Origin of the sequence: Ruegeria sp. A3M17, from assembly GCF_003318255.1 — a bacterium.
Taxonomy (GTDB): domain Bacteria; phylum Pseudomonadota; class Alphaproteobacteria; order Rhodobacterales; family Rhodobacteraceae; genus Ruegeria.
Genome location: NZ_QOCF01000014.1, coordinates 20,198 through 41,769 on the forward strand (window position 1 = coordinate 20,198; position 21,572 = coordinate 41,769).

A 21,572-nucleotide genomic window follows, 5' to 3' on the forward strand; every position below is an offset into this window, starting at 1 on the left:
CATCCAGTTGAAGAATTGAAAGAAATTTCCTTTCATCAAGAAATTCTAACCGATCACATCGTACCGCGAATTGCGTGTTACCCCCTGACAGGTTATGAAAAAGAGTATCAATACCCTGCTATATTCGCGCCCGTCGTCGGATAACTCTGCTTGAGGGTAAGCAGAATTGATTTCATCGAGGAGATGCAGCAATGACCACTCACATGCCCACGCTGGTTTCACTGCGCGCTTTTGAGGCGGTGGCGCGTCACAAGAGTTTCCGAAAGGCCGCTGACGAGATTTGTGTGACGCATGCGGCAGTCAGCCACCAGGTCAAAGCATTAGAAACAACAATCGGCGTTAAACTACTGGAACGCACAAGCCGTTCGGTCGAGCTAACACCGGCTGGCGAGCAATATTACCCGCCAATACGCGAACACATTCAGGGAATCATCAAAGCCACTCGGCGCATCCAGACACCTGAGGAACCGGACGTGTTGCTCGTTCAGTCCTACGCAAGTTTCAATACAATGTGGCTTCAGCCCAGATTGGCGGACTTTCTTCAGGATAATCCGGACACGCGTGTGCGCATCGTCTCTACCTTTGAAGACGGTGATTATGACATGCACCGGTTCGATGTGGGCGTGTTCAACGCGCCACCATTTGACAAACGGTTTGACTATAGCCCCTTGTTCGAAACGGATATCTACCCGGTATGTGCTCCGGAGGCCTTGAATGCGCCAAGCGGTGGAATGCCGCTGGAAGAGCTAAGAAATTTCCTGTTGCTGAGTGTCCCAAACACATGGAATGAGCCGGATGACTGGGACTGTTGGTTGGATGCGGCGGGCTTAGATCGCGAAACGATGAAATTTGGCTCTGTTTTCGACAATTACCCGCTTGTCCGTGAGGCTGTTCTAAATAATCACGGTATCAGCGTCGCAAGGGCACCGTTTTGCGCGCGTGATCTTGAGAGGGGGCGTCTGGTTAGACCCTTCGACATTTCAGTGCCAGAGCCAGGCCGCTGGTATCTGGCGACGCAAAAAGAGCGTGCACCCAACCCCAAGCTCGATACATTTATCGACTGGCTGTTCGAACAGATCGAGGCCGACCCAACCATGCGGCTATTTCGGGCCTGATCTGTTGAATTCCAGCTCTGCCATCAGCGCGCTTCAGGACTGACGCGCACCGGCCTCGGATGCAACGCGAGGGACAAGAGCGCGAACCAGTTCGGTCATATCCAGTGTGCCGACCGTCTGCTCCCCATCCTTGACAACATAGGCGTGTGACGTATCCCCGCCGGACCGCGCGATCATGCTTTCGAGCGTGTCGTTCACGTCCACTTCGCCATGGGCATCTTTTGGCACTTTGCCACCGACAAGCGGGGTCATAATCGAGCGCACCCGCAGAACCCGTGCGCGGTTGATGTCGCTCACGAAATCTTCGATGTAGGGATCGTTGGGGTTCAGCAGGATATGCTGCGGCTCACCCTGCTGCACGACAAAGCCGTCCTTTAGGATCACAAGGTGATCGGCCAGCTTCAACGCCTCATCTAGATCGTGAGTGATGAAGATGATGGTCTTGTGCAGCTCTTTTTGCAGCTCGAGCAGCAGGTCCTGCATGTCGGTTCGGATCAGTGGGTCAAGAGCCGAGAAAGCCTCGTCCATCAGCATGATCGGTGTGTTCGCGGTCAGCGCCCGGGCAATGCCCACACGCTGTTGCATCCCACCGGACAATTGCGCTGGATAATGGTTCTCGAACCCGCTCAGACCCACGCGTTCCAGCCATTTTGCGGCTTCCTTATCGCAATCCGCCTCAGGCTCGCCACGCACCGACAAGGGCATGCCTGCATTCTTCAGCACGGTCTTGTGCGGCAATAACGCGAACTTCTGGAAAACCATCGACATCTTTTCTTGACGGGCATGACGCAGCCCGTCCTCGGACAGTTGCATCACATCTTCGCCCTGCACGATTATCTCGCCCGCAGTGGGTTCGATCAACCGGTTCAGGTGGCGGATCAGCGTGGACTTACCCGAGCCTGACAGGCCCATGACCACTGTGATTTCCCCCGCCTGCATATCGACGTTGATGTTGTTGAGCCCCAACACGTGCCCGTGCTGCGCCAGCAATTCTTCTTTGCCCATGCCATCCTGGACATGGTGCAACACGTCCTTGTCGCGGGCGCCAAAGATTTTATAGAGCCCGGACAGGCGGACCATTGGTTGTGTCATTGAACCGGCTCCTTAGTGTTTGACTTGGGTCTTATCGACCCGTGTGAGAGCTGCCTTGGACACACGGTCAAGGATCACTGCCAGCAGAACAATGCCGATACCCGCAACGATGCCCACACCCAGTTCAAGGTTTCGGATACCGCGCAACACGTTCACGCCAAGGCCAGGGGCCGAAACAAGAGAGGCGATCACGACCATGGCAAGGCTCATCATGATGGTCTGGTTGATCCCGGCCATGATGTTCGGCAGCGCCAGCGGCAATTGTACTCGCATCAGTTTCTGGCGGTCATTCATGCCAAAGGCATTGGCCGCTTCGATCACGTCCTGATCTACAAGGCGGATGCCAAGGTCGGTCAAACGGATCACCGGCACAATCGCGTAAAGGATGATCGCAATCCCGTACAGTTTGGATTCCGTGACCGAGAACAAGAAAATCAGAGGGATCAGGTACACGAAAGTCGGCAGGGTCTGCAGCAGGTCGAGTAACGGAACCACGCTTTTTTGCAATCGGTCGGATTTCGACATGGCAATTCCAATGGGCACACCGAAAAGCACTGATATCGTAGTACATACAAAGATGATCGACAGGGTCTGCATCGCCACATCGTAGTGGTCTACGACGGCCAGCAGCATAATCGAGACGGCGACGAAGATCGTCACAGGGCGCGAACGCGACGCGTACCAGGAAATCGCCACCAGAAGCGGGACCATGATGAACCATGGCGTCGCTTCAAACAGCCAAAGTGCGCCATCCAACATCCAGCTCAGTGGCTGTGTAATCGGGTCCAGAACAGTTTTTAGAGCCGGTTTGGCTGCCAGAAACCCTTCTTCGATACCGTTGGTTACATCGCGTGACTGCCATATGCGGTTGCAGCTTTCATGCAGATTATCAAACGAGGGGATTGGAATGAGGGGCCCAGAGGCCTCTTCTCCTCTTGCTTGCGCCGCAAGATCCGCCAGCGAAAGAGGCGCTTTGTCGTCTGACGTGCCGCACCAGTCGCTCAACCCCAAGGCGCTGAATATCTCGTCGTAGAAGGCCATTAATTCTACTTCCCCATCCAGGTTAATGCGTCAGGGGCATCGCTGAGGATGCCCCTGTCCATGCAGTTTACTGCAGCAATGCGGAAAGTTTGTCGCGCGCAGCATCGTTAAGCCACGCCCCCCAGACATCCTTGTAGGTCGTCAGAAAGTGCACAGCACCTTCATCGTAGGAGGCGTTGTTGTCCTCGACCCATGCCAGCGTTTCGCCCATCTGTGCGTTGGTGAAGGACAGATTTGTCATCAGCTCAGAGATTTCTGCGTTTTCAGCCATGAATTCCTTGGAAAGAACTGTAACCACTTCACTGCGAGGGAAGGCGCTCATTGCTGGCGTCTCGCATTCCGCTGTGATGTTGCAGGCGTGCTTTTCAGGGTCATGGGGGCCCATATCGACCAGGGTCATCGGGTATTTGCCCAGTACCGATGTCGGTGCCCAATAAAAACCGAACCACGGCTCTTTGTTTTCGTAGGCGGCAGCGATCGAAGCCGCAAGGGTTTCGCCTGATCCATGCACGAAGTTTTCAATGCCTGCATCAATCAACCCGCCTGCCTTCATCAGGTTGGTGCTGACATTCAGACAAGTCCATCCCTCGGGGCAGTTGTGAAAGCGATTTCCGACGAGTTCGGGGTTGGCTGCTATACCTTCAATTGTTGCCAGTTCCGGATGCTCTTCCACAAGGTAGTTCGGAACAAAGAACCCTTCGACACCGCCATCTGATAGAACTTCGGTCACAGGAATGATTGCACCTGAGTCAACCAGCCCTTGGTAAGCCGGCGCGCCGTTTGTCCAAATTTCGGTCAGAATATCGGGCTCTCCGGTCTCGGATACGGATGCCAGCGCAGGGTTGCTCGAGAGCGGAACCGTCGTCACTTCGCAACCATAGCCTTGCTCCATCAGGAACTTCGAGACCGCGGTCACAATTTGCGCTGACCCCCAATCGGCCTGCATCAGTGATACTTCACCGCAGTCGTCTGCCTGGGCCGCCGAGGCGGTGATTGCCGCAGCAAATACACACCCGAGTCCCGTTGAAATCTTGAACATTTCTTTCCTCCTTGTTATCGGCGAAACAGGGGCGGAGAAACGCTCCAAGCCAAAATTCGCCTTGTTTGTAGCGATGATTTGTACCGACAGGCTTATGAGCAAAAAACTGAAAAGAATTTTGAATCATGTACAATTGTTTACAGGTGGAGGGATGAAGCGGGCGCGAATTTAGTGACTTTCGTTCCAACGAAAGCTTCTCAGATGTAAATCCCTAGGTGGTTTATGCGTGTGTATTTTTGACTCTTCCCAAAAGACGGCAGGAGGAGTGATCACACCCGAGGGCGGCCGTTCTGTGCTCATCACGCCCATTCGAGCTAGCTGCAGTATCGGTAGATTTGGGCTCAGAACGGCCTAATGCTCACGCGGCAATGCTGTTGCGGCAGCCAAATGCAGACCGGTCATCGGGTGGCCAGGCCAAGCCATTGATATCGTGTCTTGTCCCACAATGAGCAACCTTTGGCAGACCGGGGGCCGTAGTTCGCACCGCAAGCGGCGAAATCTGACTGCGAGCCCAACCTTCCGATATTCTGCACCGCCGCGAATGACTGCTGCGCAGTTTACGCGCCCGACAGCTCCGCCTTATGTACTGCAGCCAGCTCAGCCATACTGTTGAAGCAGAAGTCATAGCTGGGCATCTCTCCGGGGTTCATTGTTGCCCCGAACCCTTCTTTTTCGTGACGACGATAGATCCAGCAATTAGCGAGCCCGTGTTTATTGGCAGGGCCATGATCGTGGAACATGCTTTCTGCTGTATGAAGAATGTCCTTCTTGGAGATGCCTTGCCGCGCAAGCGTTTCCAGCATGTAGTCAAAGTTTCGATCAGATGGTTTGTAGCTGCCAACGTCTTCAGCGGTGTAGACACCATCAAAGTGGACATCTAGCCGAGCATTCGAGCCTGAAAAACTCGTATTGTCGGTATTGGTCAGGACGACCAGTTTGTAGTGTTGTTTGAGGTAGGCGAGTGCTTCACGGCTGTCGTCAAACGCAGGCCATTGGCGCACGGACAGGCCGTATGCTTGGCATTCTTCCCAAGTCACTTCGACACCCCATTCTTCAGCCAGACGACGGTAAACCACTGCAAGAAGATCAAAGTACTTTTTGTTGGGTGTCCAGCGCTGCGTCGTGGATTCATGATAGGCGTGTGCTTCAAGAATATCGTCGCGCGTCAGGTTTTGACTGACCTTGTCCGTCAATGGTTTGAGAGCTGTGACCATGCCGCTTTCCCAGTCGATCAGCGTGCCATAAACGTCGAATGCTAGAACCTTGAAGTCCGTCAGTTTCATAGTTTCTCTCCTTCTTGTTGGTATGGGCGATTTCGCTGAATTGTGTTCAGGCCCAACGGATCAACCCAATAATTGCTGACGTTGCATAGAACACCTGGAGCAATAGGAACGTCCAACGCCGGTCTAAAATCGCCCATCCTGCAAACAGCGCCGACGACACCAAAAGCAAGGAAAACCCAAGCATCTCCGCTCCAATGTTCATCGCAATCGACATCGCATAGACCATGGCCAGAATGGAGCCGATGACTTCGAATAGAGAAGTGAGCTTGCGATGGTCGCGCGTTATAGCGTTTTGATAGCTAGTGTCGGTCATGTGGTGTCCTCGCAAATTTGGCTTTGCAAGATGGATAACCAAAGCTAAGATATGACACAAATGAATGATTGTCATATTTTGATGCTAACTTGTCATGTGAGGAGCAACCTTGGCTGAACGGCTGGAAATCGATGCAATGCGTGCGTTGTGCGCCATTGGCACCAGTGGCGGTGTTACCAATGCGGCGAGACAGTTGGGTGTGTCGCAGTCAGCCGTTAGCCACAAAATCAAACGGTTAGAAAGTGCGTTGGATTGCACCCTCTTAGCACGGCAATCCGGAGGACCACTGTTCACGGATGCCGGAAAACGCCTTCATGATTATGCCTTGCGTATTGTCAATCTGCACGACGAAGCGCTTTCAGATTTGGGAAAGAAAAACTTGAATGGAGCTATTCGTCTGGGCATGACCGAAGATGCTACGACCAGCGACATCGCTGGAATCCTTGGTCGGTTTACGCGGTTGTACCCTTCTGTAAGTGTGCGAACGCGGACCAGCCAAAGCCTGAATGTTCAAGCCTGGCTGCAAGCAGATGAGCTTGATCTTGCGATGATGCAGGTGTTCACAACAGACATAGAGCCCCAAGATCAGGCTCTCTTTGATGACACCCTTCATTGGGTCAAATCGAAAGACTATGAACTAGACCTCGCTCGACCAATTCCGTTTCTGTCATTCGATACCAATTGCTTTTACCGGAAGTGGGGTTTTTCGGAGGTGCTGCAAGAAGGACAATCCTTTGAGAAAGTCCTTGAGTGCCCAAGTGCCGCAGGCATTCAATCGGGTGTTCGTTCAGGGCTTGGTATTGCCTTGTTGAACGGAATGCATGTGACGGACGACATGGATGTGATCGAAAACCTGTTTCCATTGCCGCCTAGCATTACATTCGTTGCACGGGTTAATCCCAAAAGCAGGTCCGCTCCAGTCAAGGCACTGGTCTCAGAAATCGCACGCGAGTTTCGAGTGCCTGCCTCATTGAGTGCCGCTGAATAAACCGCATTGCGGACATTCACTGCAGACAACCTTACGGCTGGTTTGTCCGCGTCTCGATGGTCTGACCAGGTTGCAGCGAAAGGTCGGTCTGAATTCGGCCCCTCAGATTGGTTTCCAATGACCAGTCTGGCGACATCGACTACAATACAGCTATAGGTGTGCCGCACTGGCGAGAGAATGCTGCGTCAGCAGTCGCTGCGTCAGCAAAAGGCGGGTCTGTCCGCATCACCGCCATCTGCGCACCACTCAGAGAATGTCCGGTTAGCGTGGTTCGCGACCTGCTGCATGAGCGAAAGACCGAGGTGTGTTCAAGGTCTGGTAGGGGCTCATACCTCCGGTCGGGGCACGTCGCAGAGAATGGCGGCAGAGAGCCCAAAGCCGCCGTTGCCGAGTGATCTGGTAGCTGCGGGTGCACTAGGTTGCTTACAGCCCGAAGCGGACATTGGATTTGAGCGCACTTGGCGGGTCAGCGGAAAAAGCTGCCAGCCTGGATGATCGTCTTTTCTCTAGCGAAAATTTGTTGGTTGTTTTCCAATAGACCCAATAAAAGTTGCACGCCAACAACGCCGCCATACTCTCGGAACTAAAATTTTCTGAGAAAGAGACTGGAGACTTAACTGCGTTTATGAGGGAGCTGTCTTGTGCGCAGTCGCCCGAGGTTCAAACTTATGACTTCATTCTTGCAGATCAGGTCAGAACAACAACCGCTGTTCGCTGCAACTTACGTGAATATCTGCAGCATGTCCGAAGGGTACACAAGTATCCATCGGGATAGCCACCCCCCCCAAAAAAACAAAGAGTGAATGGAGTGACCTACATTACCAAAAATAGTTTTTGGTTCCAAATGCATCTGCCCTTCAAAAAAGTTTGTTCCAAGTACTTTCGAAAAGTCCGCACGACGCCCATCGTCTAAATTTTTTTGTTTTCAATACAGTAAGGCGCTGTATCTTGAACGGAAAGGACCACCGTTGGGACGCGGGAGATTTCACAATGGAATTGATTACAGAACAACTGCGCGCCTTCCCGATCATGGCACTGTTTCTTTGTCTGGGTCTGGGATACGGCGTAGGGAAGTTTCGGGTCGGCAAGTTCGAACTGGGGGGCATCGCTGGCACGTTGTTGGTGGCGGTCTTCATTGGCCAGATCGGCGGTATCAACCTTAGCACCGATGTTCAGAACGTTTTCTTTTCTCTCTTCATATTTATGGTCGGCTATAATGGCGGGCCTCAATTTTTTGCGGCCTTGAATCGAACTGCGCTGACCAAGTTACTTGCCGCGTTTATGATGACCCTCTGGGGGTTGTTTTTTGTTATAGTTGTTGCTCGGTTGGCCGGCTTGGATAAAGGGTTGGCGGCTGGATTGGCCGCTGGTGGCCTGACACAATCAGCGATCATTGGCACAGCTGGAAATGCCATCGATCTGCTTGGCCTGGCCGCAGATGAGGCGGAAAAGTTAAAAACCAACATCGCCGTAGGATACTCGGTTACTTATATCTTCGGCTCGATCGGCCCAATATTGGCAGTTAGTGTCATTCCAATCATTATGCGTGTCGACCTGCGGCAAGAAGCGATTAAGCTGGCTCAGAAACTCAGCGGCGGCGGTCGCAAACTGGAGGAAGGTGAGTTCCTTCCTATGAACCGGTTTGACGCCCGTGCCTATCAGGTAAATGCCGATGCAACCATTGCCGGAAAGCCCGTCAAAGACATCGAAAGCAGCTATGATGGCGATCTGATCGTCGAACGGTTACTCCACGATGGCGCTCCTGTGGATCCGAATACTGAAACAGTAGTCAATGCCGGAGACGTTGTGGTCGTCTCCGGCCTCGTAGCGACTTTGACCCAGTTCGAGCGTAGCGCCAGTGGTGAAATCGGAGAGTATCCTCCTGAACTGACGGTTGTAGAGGAACGTCGTAACGTAGTGGTCACCAACCGCAAACTGACTGGCAAAACGTTGGCAGAATTGAGCGAGGCTCTGACGGCGGATCAGAGGCGCGGTGTTCACATCTCAAAGATCACCCGCATGGGCCATGATGTCCCCGTTCTGCACAACACTGAGATACACGCAGGTGACGAGGTCAGTATTGTCGGTCACAAGGGCGATCTGAACCGAGTTGCGAAAGTCGCGGGCTACGTTCCCCCTTCGGCCTCGGTAACCAATTTCATTGCATTGGGGATCGGTGTGGCCATCGGCTTTCTGATAGGAGAGATCAGTTTTGTCATCGCAGGAACGAAGGTGGCTTTGGGGTCCGGCCTCGGTTGCCTAGTTACAGGGTTGATCATCGGCTACATGCGCATCCGGCGACCCAAGATCGGCGGTATTAACCGTGGGGCCGCGAATTTCCTTCAGAGCTTTGGATTAGCTGTGTTTGTTGGTGTCGTTGGCCTCAATGCAGGCAAGCCGGCACTAGAGGCGATTCAGGAATATGGGATCACGCTGCTGCTGTTGGGTGTAGTGGTTACATTGATGCCCATGATCGTGCAGTTCCCAATCAACTATTTCGCCCTGCGGATAAAAAACCCGATTGAGGCCTGTGCGGTTGTGACCGGATCACGCTCGGGCAATCCCGGTTTTGCGACACTATTGGAAAAGGCCGGAAACTCGACTCCCACACCAGCCTTTACCATGACATATGCCGTGGCCAACATTTTCCTGACGCTCTGGGGACCGTTGGTTGTGGCTTTTGTTCCGTAAGTCAAACCGGAAATGGGCGCGACAACCGGGATCCTAACTTGGAAGGGTGGGATCAGCGTGTGTGCCAATCATCACGTTGATCCGTTCCTCTTTGCTATTGCTAGATCTCAACCGTGCAAAGGCAGTCCTTTCGAGGCACGGTAGGCCTGCACGTAACCAGTGGCCACCGCGCGCACCGCTTTTCCGATCTGACGGTAAGCGCTGTCATCCAAATTGGCGAACGATACTCGCGCCGACCAGTTGGGCGCGTCAAAGCCCGATCCATTCAGCAAAACGATCCCGTGATCCTGAGCCAGTTTGAAGGATATATCTAGCGGGTGGACATTCTCCTTAATCCATTCGACCACCTCTTCGCCCACGTATTTACGGAGCCAGAATTCGAAGTCGATGATACCGTAGTATTTGTCGTATAGCGGGTTATCTGGAACTTCTATGCCCATCCCTTCGACCAATTCGTCAAAGCGATGCTTCAGAATACCCCAGCAGAATTTCTGATAGGTTTTCTCTTCGTCCATAAGCTCGACCAGTGAAAACAAAGTCATCATCACCTGCTGCGGCAGTGATAGACCTGCGGTGTGGTTCAGCGCAACATCGCGGCTGTCGGCGACGATCCGGTCGATGAACTTGAACGAGGATGGATCAGGCGTCAACGTTTCGTACCGGGCGTTGACGACGGCCTTGGTTTCGTCCGGAGCCTCCGCAATCATCTTGTCGAAGATGTTGTTCTCGGCCACCAAAATCGCGCCCAAACGCCACCCGGTGCAACCAAAATACTTGGAGTAGGAATAGACCCCGATGGTGTTCTCAGGCAGATGCCCCATGACCGACTGAAAGTTTGGAATAAAGGTCCCGTAAACGTCGTCAGTCAAAATGATCAGGTCCGGACGGCGGGTTTTTACGAACTCAACAAGCCTGGTCATGACTTCGGGACTGATAGCGACTGAAGACGGGTTGCCCGGGTTGACCAGAAACAATGCTTTGACTATCGGGTCTGACAAAAGTTCGAAATCATCGTCGTTCAGTTGAAAGTGGTCCTCTTCTTTCGAAGATACATCCACGGTGTTCAGCCCATAGTCTTCAAGTACCGGCATTTCCAGATAGGGCGTGAAAATCGGTGTGCCCAACGCAATGGTGTCGCCGGCATTCAGCAACCGCTGGTTCTTGAGTGCCTTGAAAATATAACACATCGCAGCGGTTCCACCCTCAACTGCGTAGATATCGAACTTCGCATCCGGACGGTGCCCCGCGCACATCGCCCACATAACGTATTCGTGGACAATCGCCTCGTTGTGCTGCATGCACCGGTCGGGCATCGGGTAGTGGTCGCCAACAATACCGTCGGTCAACTCGAGCACGAAATCGTCCGGTGTAAAACCAAATTTCTCAATCGCAAAATCCACTACGGCCACCAAAGTTTCCGCACCTGGAGGGCCGTTTCCTTCAACCGATTTGGAACAATATGCTTTTAGCCGGTCATAACAGCCTGGCCCTTGCGGCACCCCGGCCAAACCGACCTGCGGCTCATTACGATGGCGCTGAGCTTCTGTCATAGCGAACTGCCCTAAAAGGAAAAACGCCTCCCGCGCTTTAGTGGCGATCCAGTTAGGGTTCCCTCGACCAGCATTAAGGTATGGCAGAGCCATCTGCCGCGCCTCTTTTTGCGCCAACTTGATAAGTTCGTCTTTGATTTGGAAAGGACTTAGGTTTTCAAATTTATGCAGGTTGAGCGATTCTGGCATGACATCAAATCCTTGCGTTAAAACAGATGACGTAGTTTAGCGGATCGCATGCAAGGCAATGTGTCAATTAAAACAACGCTAATTGAAGGGAGCTGTGTAAAGCCGAGGATTGCGAATCTTCTTTACAAGCCTTAGCTGTAACCATTTTGCAACGCAGACAGAGCGATGGAGATTGCGCCGACGCTTTGGGCTCGGAGCTGACTTCCCACGAAAATTTGCAAGGTTCACCATCTGCTCAACGCTGCCGTTTGTAACGCCACGTACTGCATACGCAGCGAAGGTCCGCTTGGTGGCCTACTTGCTTGAGCCAACTAATACAGGGATGTCCGATTCCACCAATCTCGGATGTCTACGGAAGGTCTGCTGTGGGCTGACTTCTGTCTTCCGGACCAAAAATGCGGATGGCCGCAAAGTCCCGTAAGACAGCTGTTGATCGACGACCGATCCAATTTTTACTTTGGATGGCTTTGAACGAATATAGGCTCAACTTAGTATTTTTCTTTGTTGTTAATCGATTTTCTCAGAACGGCAATTGTTCGACAAAGGTCAAATCCTGCTCCCGCAACCAGCGTCAGATAATCCAAAAAAACCACGGTCAGACTGCAAGTGATCCCACGGATCAATTGCTTAACATCCGCACCTCGTCAGCCTCATAACCGCAACATCAAAGACACAAATCCCAATCCCGTAATAATCGCGATATCTCAGGCAGATCAAAAACAGTACAAAAGACCAGGTCTTTACCGATCAGAATTGAGCGGGAGACTTACCCGTCCGGAACCGGGTCGGCGTCACGCCGGTCTGACCGCGAAAAAATCGGGTGAAGTGGGATTTGTCCGAATATCCCAGCATTAGGCTGATTTCATTGATCGTCTTGCTTTCGCAGCTCAGAAGTTCCTTGGCGACGTCGACCTTGAGGCGTTTGACCTCGCGGGGCAGGGTCGTGCCCTGTTGTTGAAGAGCCCTCAGTAGCCGATCTGGCTTAAGGCCCAACAGGCGGGCCACGGTTGGTGGGCTCAGGTCAACTTCGTCCAATTTGTCGCGCAATACTGACCGTATGGCTGCGACCACTGTGATTTCTTCTTGTTGGTAGGCATCCATTTCCGGTTCGGCTGCGGTGTCGGATGATTGAGATTTGAAAAGCCAGTCTACCGGAAAACTGAATTGCATCCCGGAATCGGTTCCAAGTCCGATCTCGATGCCCTTGTAGCCAAGCGGCACCCCGTTGATATAGCGGCTTTCCCACCGGACTACCGATGGGTCCCAGGAATTCGCAACCACGGCTTGCAGTAGACGCACGTAGATCGCGGCACCAAATCCTGTGACTTGTACCGGAGGCACTGCCGGTTCCTGCTGCCGTTCTATCCGATAGGTTGCTTTGTCCGCATCGACAATCAGCCTGTGGCGTACTGAGCTGGATTCTTGCGGAACAAGGCGCACAAAGCGGGCAAAGAACTCAAAGAGTGTTTTGGATGAACGTCGGGCCTGCGAAAAGGGCGGCCACCCATGCAAGTCAAAAGACTCGCCCACATGCAGCCCAAGATAACGGTCGCCGGCTAGGTCCGAAAAGGCGTTGAGCAGCCCATAAACCAATTCTGAATGCACATAAACGGATGGATCAGAAAGGAGCTCGGCCTGAATGCCCACCTGATCCAAAGCTGGTTGTGGGTTAATTCGGCGTTCGGTGAGATAGTGCAGAAACGGCGCTGCCAAGGCGAGCCGAATAAAACCTTCGCTTTGGCCCTGGGCAATGGTGTTGATGGGCATGTATTCACCTTTCGGAGCCGACCTGGTGGCCAATTTTTGCGCCATATTCGAACAATCACAAGAAAAAGTGGCAACAGGCCGTAGTGAATCCAAACTATGGTGATTTATATTCGAATATTATGAGGTTACTTATGGACAGATCACGTAATCCCCTTCTTTCGACCGCGTTTATTGCGGCGTTCAGTTTTCTTGGCCTGTCTGCGACAGCTCAGGATGCTGAGGCGCCACAAACATTATTCACCAATGTTCACGTGTTTGACGGCGTGAATGAACAGCGTATCGAAAACGCCAGTGTGCTGGTTGAGGGCAACCTGATCAAATCCGTCTCAACAGACACAATAGACGCGCCGAATGCGACCGTTGTTGACGGCGGTGGGCGTACTTTGTCCCCTGGTTTCATCGAACTTCATGCGCATCTTATGCTGATGGGGCCGACCCTGCCGGCTATGGAGGCCAACACAACCTGGGAAGACTTTGCCATTCACGGCGCGCGGATGGCTGAAATGTATCTCATGCAAGGATTTACCACTGTCAGGGACGCTGGCGGTGCCAATGGTGGGCTTCGCCGAGCAATTGACGCGGGGCAAATCGATGGTCCCCGCTACTTTCCCTCTGGTGCTTTCATAGGAACGCGCGGGGGGCACGCCGACTTTGCCAATTTCACAGCGCCTCCCGGTTCGGAAACAAACATGGGCCGGTTGAACATGGCGCAGGAAGCGAGCGGCGTTGATGATGTCTACAAATACGCGCGCAACAATTTCCGCATGGGCGCCACGCAGTTGAAATTCATGCAATCTGGCGGTGTCGTTTCGGCGTTTGACCCGTGGCAATTGCTTGCCGGGTCCCGCGAAGAAATTGAGGCCGCTGTACAGGTCGCAAACGAATATGGCAGCTATGTCATGGCGCATTCTTATCGCAAGGAGGCGATCCTGAGTGCCCTGGACGCCGGAGTGATGTCCATCGAACACGGGTTCTCTTTTGACTGCGAAATCGCCGAGGTCATGAACGAGAAGGGCGCTTACATCACAACAAACCTGACCGCTTTTGATCCGGGCCTGCTTGACATTCCTGCAGTGGCGAACGTGCCCGCCAGCCTTGCCAAGGCCAAGTCTGCATCCGCTACTTTTGCGGGTTATATCGACAACATGAAAGAATGTCCGGTGAAGCGCGGGTTCCAGACCGACTGTGTTGGCTCGGTCGAGGCCTGCAACATTCAGATCGCTTATGAAAAACACCTGAACAATGAATTTTTCGGTGCCCATACATCCATGGTGACACTGACCTCAATCGGTGGTGAAGCTGTTGCGCTGTCTGGTGATTTCATGAACCCATATATCGCTGGAAAACTGGGCGTGATCGAAGAAGGAGCCTACGCCGATATTCTGCTGATCGATGGTAACCCGCTCGAGGATTTCTCGGTCGTGGGAACTGGGGATCAATGGTTTGGAGCTGAACCACGGCCGGAAAGTCCGGAAACCATTCGCTTGATCATGAAAGACGGTGTCATCTACAAAAACACGTTGGAGTGATTTACGGTGGATGCGCAGAACTGGGCGATGTGACGGGGATCGTAGATGAGAGCTTTGTATGGGATTGCTACCGTAATTGCACTGGCCCTGACCAGTCCTATCGCAACGGCGGCGCCGGGCGTCGCACTTGACTGGTCTGATCTGCCGGACCCATCGGTTCAAACCTTTGAGGACCCGTACCGTGACCTCAGTCCAGAACAGTTTGACGACGTCCTTTTCGTGGTCCGAATGCGCGGCAGGCTGCAGCAGGATGTTGGAACCGCAAAAGAACGGCACGAATGGCAGGAGCTTCTGACCGAGACTGAAGACGCCCTCGTAGAGAGTGGAGTTAATGTCGACTGGTTGCTGAATCAGCGGCAGGTCGTGACCGAGCGACGCAAAATGGCTGCGACCGCGGGTAATCAGAAATTCGATGGTCAGACGGTCACATTGGCCGGGTTCGCAATTCCGGCACCGGCAGATGCGGATGGTCGGCCTGTGGTCTATCTGGTGCCGGAACGGGGAATGTGCAGCCACATGCCTCCGCCGCCTCCAAACCAGATGATCCGGGTACGGTTAAGCGGGGACTGGACCCCCAGTTATTTTCACGAGCCTGTGCGGTTGACCGGGACACTGACCATTGATCCGTCGGATCAAAGCATGATGGTTGTAGATGGGTTGATGCCCATGCGCGCGACCTTTCAACTTGATGCCTACAACGCCGAGACATTGGAAACCCGCGGTGACCGCCTAGAGTGGACCCAAAGCGTTACCGATCGCCTTCGCGCAGCAGGCAATCGCAAAACCGGGGGCGTTGAGACGCTCGAATGACACGACTGTCGAATGCTGCCCTTTTGTTTATCGTATGCGCGGGCGGCGCTGACGCTCAGGGGCTGTCCGGACCTTCATCCGTTGAGGCCGAACTGGAACCCGGTGATGGCCTGACGGATCCGCAGTACCGCTCGGATTTTCCGCGCAACGTCGTCCCGCGATGGTTCGGGTGGAAGGACCGGCTGGCCAAGGGTGGGTTTCGTTTTAATTTCGATTATCTGGCATTGGGCCAATCCACGAATGCCGATTTAGGAACTGGCGATGCGGCAAGCGGCATCGCGCGGTTCTACGGAAACTGGCAAGCGACCGATCGAGGTTCTTTGACGTTCAAAATCGAGCATCGCCATAGCTATACGGATGTTGCCCCACAGTTTTTGGGGCTGGATGGCGGCGCATTGTCCATCACAGGTACTGCATTCAACGACAGTGGTTTGTTGCTGACCAACCTGTTCTGGACGCAAAGGGCGGATGATGGTGCATGGACATTGCAGGTTGGTCAGATTGACGTCACCGATTTCGTCGATGTTTACGGTCTGGTTAGCCCCTATAGCGGGTTTCAGAACCTTGCCTTCAACACGAACCCGACGATCAATGCCCCGAATCCGGGGTTGGGAATCGCCGGTGGTTTGAAGCTGAGCAGCAATCTGTACGCTGTGGCCAGTGTCGCTGACGCCAATGCAGATCCCTCGGACCCGAATTTTGACGTGTTCAATGACGGCAATCTTTTCAAATCGTTAGAGCTTGGATACACGTCCAGCTTTGACCGCATCTATTTTGACAACTTTCACTTGACGCTTTGGCACGCTGACGCGGCCGATGATGGCAGCCGCGCCGAGGATTATGGCGCTGCCTTTTCCGCTGCGTGGTTTGTCGACAACAAATGGATGCCCTTTCTTCGCGCCGGAGCGGCCAAAGGAACTGCTGCGTTGTATGAACGCTCTGTTTCTGCGGGGGTGGGTTATTACGGTCGTAATACGGACCTTGCCGGGCTGGGGCTGAACTGGGCCGAAGCGCGCGGTGTTGATGGGGATCAGTTCACGCTTGAAGCGTTCTACCGGTTCTCGATCTCACCGGGCCTGCAGATCACACCGTCTTTTCAATTCATCGAAAACCCATTGCTGAACCCGGCGCAATCTAGTGTCACGCTGGTCGGCCTGCGGGCGCGGATCGTTTTCTGAGGAAGGCCTGTCCAATTTTCAGTGGCAGATCTCGATCAGAGTAGGGTTCTTCGCCCCATAGGCGGAGGATTCTTGGGGTCAGCCGCGTGCCGAAACGAGCATTTTCGATTTTTCATATTTTTTGTCACAAAAATGTAATTAATTTCAATTAGTTAATTCCGCCTACGGGAAACCCCCAATTCCTGAAGGCAGGTCGATTCGTTAACGTTAAATCATCCAAAGAGTTACTGCGGACAATACCACTTTTCCCCGATGAGGGGCTGGCTACTTACCCCCTCGGCCGGCCCCTCAACCGCCTTTCCCAATCCCCCTGCCAGCAAATTTGTTCCTTATGCCTGCAATGCCTCCAGGACGAGCGCGGGTAGTTTATGCGTGTCATCGTAGCTGAAGCTGTGTGGGATCTCTTCCACTGGGGTTTTTCGGTAGCCTTCCGAAAACAAAAGAAAGGGCACGTTTGCACGGCGCGCAGTTTCGGCATCCACTTCGCTGTCTCCGACATAGAGCCGGGGTCCGGCGTCGGCGACCGCGTTGAAGCTTGCCTCAAGGTGCGCGGGGTCTGGTTTGCGAACGGGTAGTGTGTCGCCGCCAAACACTGTTTCGAAGTGATGCGCCAGATCCAGTGCGTCCAGAATATGACGTGCGGGTGTCTCAGGCTTGTTCGTGCATACGCCCAGAACGCAGCCCATTTCGCGCAGTTGCGCCAGCGCCTGTGGGACGCCCGCGTAAGGGATTGTTTTGTCGCTGGAGGCGGCAGAGTAGTGGGCCAGCGTCAGTTTGGTCAATTCGCCGTGACGCTCTATCGGCAGTTCGTGATGGCGGATCATGCGTTCGACAAGTTTTGGCAGACCGTTGCCCACAAATTGCTTGATCGTGCTTTCCGGCAACGGCGCGACGCCGATATCCAGCAATGTCCGGTTGGCGGCCGCTGCAATGTCCGGAAGGCTGTCTACCAGCGTTCCATCCAGGTCGAACATGATTGTTGCGGTCATCGGTTTCCCCGTCGGTTATTGCGCGTGAGCCAGACCTAACCTGCATGAAATCCTTGCGCAATCACCCCACATCCGCGGTTTCCATCGAATAGGGTTGACATACCTGACTAAATTAATCAGATTAACGGAAAGACCCCCTCAGCCAACCCAGTTCGGGTCAGCCATATTGTTGAAAGCGCGAACAAATTAAGGCCCTTCGCCCGAGAACCTACTGGAGTTGTCCTGATGAATGTGCAGACCCCGAATCCCAGCCAGTCCTACGCGGTGTCCATGCTTCCGGCACATAAGGCCGAAGATCTGACCAAAGGTGGCAACCTGGCCCATATCGAATTGGGCGACCAACTTTATACGCTGCGTATCACACGCGCCGGCAAGCTGATCCTGACAAAATGAGCACGCATTCCTCGCGCGGCGGCGCTGCGGTTGGGCGTCTGTCCGACCTCAGCCCGATCGAAGCCGGTGCTGTGATGTATCTGCGATTGTGGAGCGAAAGCCCCGAGGCCCGTGCGGATGCTGCAAGTGATTTCGAGATCGCGCTTGGTCTGGATCAGGGGCGGGCCGCAATGATGACGCTGGATCGTCTGTGCGGGCTGTGTGCCCACCACGGCCGTCGCCCATTGGTGCGGCACGGGCTAGGCTGTTCCTGCCTTGGTGCAGACGAAAACTGTTTTGCCCAGATGATCGCTGCCGCCTCGGAAGGGGCGCGTGAAGACGCTATGATGATGGCAACGCTGATCGTTCGACCAGACTTTGCCCCGGCACTGGCGTCACTGTCCGAAGAGATGGGTTTGGTGTTGCGCCGGATGACCGCGTCGATTCCCTTGCCAACAACCGGGCACAAGACCCCCTCGGCCGTGCTGCACTAAGCGGCAGGCGGCTTCAAAACCCCGTCTCTAGCGAGCCGGGGTTTTGTTGTTTCAGCAGCACCCGCAGCCCGCGTGATGATGATCATGATCGCAGTTCGGGGCAGGGGTATAATCACCGACCTCGGACAAAACCTCGCGCAGGGTCCAGAGGATCATGTCAATGTCCTCCGCCTCGATGGTCAAAGGCGGGCGGATTTTCAGGATATTATCCTTGGGCCCTTCGCTGCCGATCAGGATACGGTGATCGCGCAGCCGATTTTTGACGTATTTGCAGATTTCGGTGCCCTCAGATCCATCCGGGTTGATCAATTCCAGGCCCACAAACAGGCCCATGCCGCGCACGTCACCGACACAGTCGAAATCGACCTTGATCTGGCAGAGCCCGCCCATCAGCCGGCCACCCATGACACGGGCGTTGTCCTGCAGGCCTTCGTCATCGACGATGTCCAGCACCTCTTTGCCGACCCGGCAGGACAGGGTTGAGCCGCCAAAGGTCGAAAAGAACTCGATCCCGTTGTTGAAACTGTCGGCGATGGCCTTTGTCGTGACCAGCACGCCCAGCGGATGGCCGTTGCCAATAGGTTTGCCCATGACAACGATATCCGGCAACGCGCCCTGATGTTCAAAGCCGAAATAGTGGTCACCAAGGCGGCCGAGACCTGTCTGCACCTCATCAGCGATACAAACCCCGCCGGCCGAACGAATTTTGTCGTAGACGGCTGGCAGATACCCTTTGGGTGGTATGATCTGGCCGCCAACCGAAGGGAAGGTCTCGGCGATGAAGCCAGCCAACGCTTGGCCTTTATCCTGTAGCGCGGCAATAGCCGGATCTACAAGATCGGCGAATTTCTGTGCCCGGTCAGGAACGTCGCGCTTGAATGAGCCCCGGTAGTCGTCCGCAACCTCGACCAATTCGACCCAATCGGCCTGGCCAATGCCGCCAGGCTTATTGAACTTGTAGGCCGAGATCGCGACGGCGGCGTTGGTGTTCCCGTGATAGCCATGGTCCGGCGTCACGATCCCCTTGGCCCCGGTATGCGCGCGCGCCAGACGCAAGGCCAGCTCGTTCGCCTCGGTGCCCGAGTTGACGAAAAAGCAGACCTCAAAATGATCCGGAAGCTTGGACAGGATTTTGTCAGCAAAGGCTGTCTGCGCCGGGTGCAGGTAGCGGGTGTTCGAATTCATCCGCTTAAGCTGATCCGCCGCGACCGCTTGAATGCGCGGATGCGCGTGGCCCACATGGGGGACGTTGTTATAGGCGTCCAGATAAGGGCGTCCCCATTCGTCGAACAGGTGGTGCTTCCATCCGCGCACCAGCATGACCGGATCGTCATAAGTCAGGGACAGGTTTCCACCGAAATGGTCATGCCGTCCCTGCAGGATCGCTTGCTTGTCGGTCGGGCGACAGAACACTTTGTCGTCCGGCAGGTTCAGAAGGGCCGCAGGGTTTGGGCAAACGGCGTGCCACAGCTCCATCTCATCCGGATCGCCAACGCCGGGCCAGTCGTTCTGCATTCCGTCGGTTGTCAGGGCCAGCTGGAAATGCACATGCGGGGCCCAGCCGCCATTTTGCGTGGCGTCCCCCAACCGTGCAAAGGCGGCGCCCTGCGCAACCGGATCACCCGGTTTCAGTCGGTCACAGACCTCGGGGTCCAGATGGCCGTAGAGTGTATAGAACGGATCGCCCTCGGGCGTTTCATGGTGCAAGATCACCACGCCGCCATAATCCAGATGCGCGTCCCGGTTTTCGACAGCTTCGACCCGACCGCTCATCGGTGCATGCAAAACAGTTCCGGCAGAGGCGAATACGTCCACGGCCAAATGCACCGTTCGCCTGTCAGAGGCCTTCCACGGTCCTTTGCGGAACGCCCGCTCGGCATAGATCAGGCGCGGTTCGTTGTAGTAACCCAGCCAAAGGCCTTCTCCAAACTCTTCGCCCACGCGCGCGGCTTCGTCTAGCGGCATGTGAAACGGATTCTGGGGCCAGGTTGAGTTTTCAACCGACAGAGATCCCATCGGAATATTGCTCAGATCCTGTTCGAACATCTGCGCGAATTGTCCGCGATGCTCGGACAGATAGGCGTGGATGCGTTCGGCCCCGTCGGTCACCGGCAACCCGCAGGTCGCGCGCAGCCGGGCGGACATCAAGCCGCCATTCATCGTATCGTTCTCTAGGAAGCGCCACGCAGGGGCCTGACTGATGGTCACATAAGGATCGTCCGGATTGTCCGCGGCCATCAAGGTCGAGTTCACCACGGACACGGCCAGCCGCATCCGCAGCAGAGGCCAGATCAGATCGACCTCGTCAGCACGCAGACGGTTGGCCGCGTGATAGCCACGCACCAACGCCGTCAATGCCCGCTCGGGTTTTGGGTGGTCCAGGACGATATACGCCCCGGCAATTGCCAGATCGCAGATACGCGGTGCGGCGCACATATCACCAAGATCAATCAAGCCAGAGACGGCTTGCCGCTGACCCAGTTCACCATCGACCAATATGTTGTAGTCGTTGGCATCATTGTGGATCGCCTGTTTCGGCAGGCCCGCCAGAGAGCCCGAGATTGCATCGAATTCAACGCAAATCTCTGACAATATCGCCTGCCGCGCAGGGTCGGCAATTGCCTCCAGCTTGTCCGAAATCCAGCCCGCTTGTGTCAGGTCCCATTTGAAATCCGCGCGGTGCAGCCCGTCATGGGTAAACCGTTCCAGTGCCCGGTCGGTTGCCCCCAGAACGCGGCCCAGTTTCAGGATCAGTTCCTCGGATTTAGGCGCAGCCTTGGCATAGCAATGGCCGGGCAGGCATTCGAGCAACCAAACCAGTCGGGGCTGCCCATCCTGATCAGGGATTTCCGGGAGCAGCGTACCGTTGATATCCGGAAAAACACTGGGAAAGGGCAGTCCCGGCGCCTCGGCAGCGATGTGTTTCAGCGCCTTGATCTGCAGGTCAATGAACTCTGCCTCGCAACCCGCGCGCATGACTTTCAGCACGTAGTCCTGACCATTGGTGGCCTTGACCAGAAAGTTGAGGTCATATTCGCCGTCCAGCCGGTTCAGTTTGGCCTCAAGCCCCCAATGGATGCGCAGGGCGTGGGCCCAGAATTCGGTCAACTCGGTCATCAGTGCGACGGTCCT

At 54.6% G+C, this 21,572-nt stretch carries 17 protein-coding genes; 8 read left to right on the plus strand and 9 right to left on the minus strand.

All coding sequences use genetic code 11. The annotated features are described in order from the left end of the window. Positions 1-191 precede the first annotated feature (191 nt). Positions 192-1,115 (plus strand): LysR substrate-binding domain-containing protein, encoded by a 924-nt coding sequence (locus DS906_RS07580; protein WP_113789607.1) that lies wholly within the window; start codon positions 192-194, stop codon positions 1,113-1,115. 33 nt (positions 1,116-1,148) lie between these two features. Here DS906_RS07580 and DS906_RS07585 read toward each other — a convergent pair whose 3' ends face one another. From DS906_RS07585 to DS906_RS07605, 5 genes are all read right to left on the minus strand, one after another. Then, positions 1,149-2,207, minus strand: coding sequence for a glycine betaine/L-proline ABC transporter ATP-binding protein (locus DS906_RS07585; protein WP_113789608.1), 1,059 nt, complete (start codon positions 2,205-2,207; stop codon positions 1,149-1,151). A 12-nt stretch (positions 2,208-2,219) separates the two neighbouring features. Beyond that, positions 2,220-3,248 carry a proline/glycine betaine ABC transporter permease gene (locus tag DS906_RS07590; RefSeq protein WP_113789609.1) on the minus strand — a complete coding sequence of 343 codons (1,029 nt, stop codon included), beginning with the start codon at positions 3,246-3,248 and terminating at the stop codon, positions 2,220-2,222. 67 nt (positions 3,249-3,315) lie between these two features. Next, entirely contained in the window at positions 3,316-4,287 is a 972-nt protein-coding gene (locus tag DS906_RS07595) for an ABC transporter substrate-binding protein (protein ID WP_113789610.1), read from the minus strand. Between the two features lie 557 nt (positions 4,288-4,844). Next, positions 4,845-5,570, minus strand: coding sequence for a haloacid dehalogenase type II (locus DS906_RS07600; protein ID WP_113789611.1), 726 nt, complete (start codon positions 5,568-5,570; stop codon positions 4,845-4,847). 46 nt (positions 5,571-5,616) lie between these two features. After that, positions 5,617-5,883, minus strand: coding sequence for a hypothetical protein (locus DS906_RS07605; protein WP_113789612.1), 267 nt, complete (start codon positions 5,881-5,883; stop codon positions 5,617-5,619). 109 nt (positions 5,884-5,992) lie between these two features. Between DS906_RS07605 and DS906_RS07610 the strand changes: the two genes are divergently transcribed. Continuing rightward, the gene (locus DS906_RS07610) at positions 5,993-6,871 is read left to right on the plus strand and encodes a LysR family transcriptional regulator (protein WP_233494725.1); all 879 of its coding nucleotides are present in this window, start codon (positions 5,993-5,995) and stop codon (positions 6,869-6,871) included. Between the two features lie 990 nt (positions 6,872-7,861). Next, on the plus strand, positions 7,862-9,562 hold the full coding sequence (gene aspT / locus DS906_RS07615; protein WP_113789613.1) for an aspartate-alanine antiporter: 1,701 nt from the start codon (positions 7,862-7,864) through the stop codon (positions 9,560-9,562). Between the two features lie 107 nt (positions 9,563-9,669). Here aspT and DS906_RS07620 read toward each other — a convergent pair whose 3' ends face one another. Beyond that, a complete protein-coding gene (locus tag DS906_RS07620; protein WP_113789614.1) occupies positions 9,670-11,301 on the minus strand; it encodes a bifunctional aspartate transaminase/aspartate 4-decarboxylase in 1,632 nt (543 codons plus the stop codon). A 747-nt stretch (positions 11,302-12,048) separates the two neighbouring features. Further along, positions 12,049-13,068, minus strand: a complete 1,020-nt coding sequence (locus tag DS906_RS07625; protein WP_158541295.1) for an AraC family transcriptional regulator — start codon at positions 13,066-13,068, stop codon at positions 12,049-12,051. Positions 13,069-13,199: 131 nt separating this feature from the next. Here DS906_RS07625 and DS906_RS07630 point away from each other — a divergent pair, with 131 nt between their 5' ends. Genes DS906_RS07630 through DS906_RS07640 form a run of 3 tightly spaced genes read left to right on the plus strand, consistent with a single transcriptional unit; the run spans position 13,200 to position 16,585 of the window. Beyond that, on the plus strand, positions 13,200-14,597 hold the full coding sequence (locus tag DS906_RS07630) for an amidohydrolase family protein (RefSeq protein ID WP_113789616.1): 1,398 nt from the start codon (positions 13,200-13,202) through the stop codon (positions 14,595-14,597). A gap of 45 nt (positions 14,598-14,642) precedes the next feature. Continuing rightward, the gene (locus tag DS906_RS07635; protein ID WP_113789617.1) at positions 14,643-15,407 is read left to right on the plus strand and encodes a DUF3299 domain-containing protein; all 765 of its coding nucleotides are present in this window, start codon (positions 14,643-14,645) and stop codon (positions 15,405-15,407) included. After that, positions 15,404-16,585 (plus strand): carbohydrate porin, encoded by a 1,182-nt coding sequence (locus tag DS906_RS07640; RefSeq protein ID WP_113789618.1) that lies wholly within the window; start codon positions 15,404-15,406, stop codon positions 16,583-16,585. Before DS906_RS07635 ends, DS906_RS07640 begins: the two co-directional genes overlap by 4 nt. A gap of 329 nt (positions 16,586-16,914) precedes the next feature. Here the strand turns inward: DS906_RS07640 and gph are convergent, their stop codons facing one another. Continuing rightward, entirely contained in the window at positions 16,915-17,574 is a 660-nt protein-coding gene (gph, locus tag DS906_RS07645; RefSeq protein WP_113789619.1) for a phosphoglycolate phosphatase, read from the minus strand. Between the two features lie 225 nt (positions 17,575-17,799). On the opposite strand from gph, the gene hemP reads away from it, so the two are divergent. Then, positions 17,800-17,967 carry a hemin uptake protein HemP gene (gene hemP / locus DS906_RS07650; RefSeq protein ID WP_081894606.1) on the plus strand — a complete coding sequence of 56 codons (168 nt, stop codon included), beginning with the start codon at positions 17,800-17,802 and terminating at the stop codon, positions 17,965-17,967. Then, positions 17,964-18,440 (plus strand): hypothetical protein, encoded by a 477-nt coding sequence (locus tag DS906_RS07655; RefSeq protein ID WP_113789620.1) that lies wholly within the window; start codon positions 17,964-17,966, stop codon positions 18,438-18,440. The genes hemP and DS906_RS07655 overlap by 4 nt, the downstream gene beginning before the upstream one ends. Before the next feature lie 51 nt (positions 18,441-18,491). Here DS906_RS07655 and DS906_RS07660 read toward each other — a convergent pair whose 3' ends face one another. Continuing rightward, complete coding sequence (locus DS906_RS07660; RefSeq protein WP_113789621.1) at positions 18,492-21,557, minus strand: aminotransferase class III-fold pyridoxal phosphate-dependent enzyme; 3,066 nt, start codon at positions 21,555-21,557, stop codon at positions 18,492-18,494. Positions 21,558-21,572 lie beyond the last annotated feature (15 nt).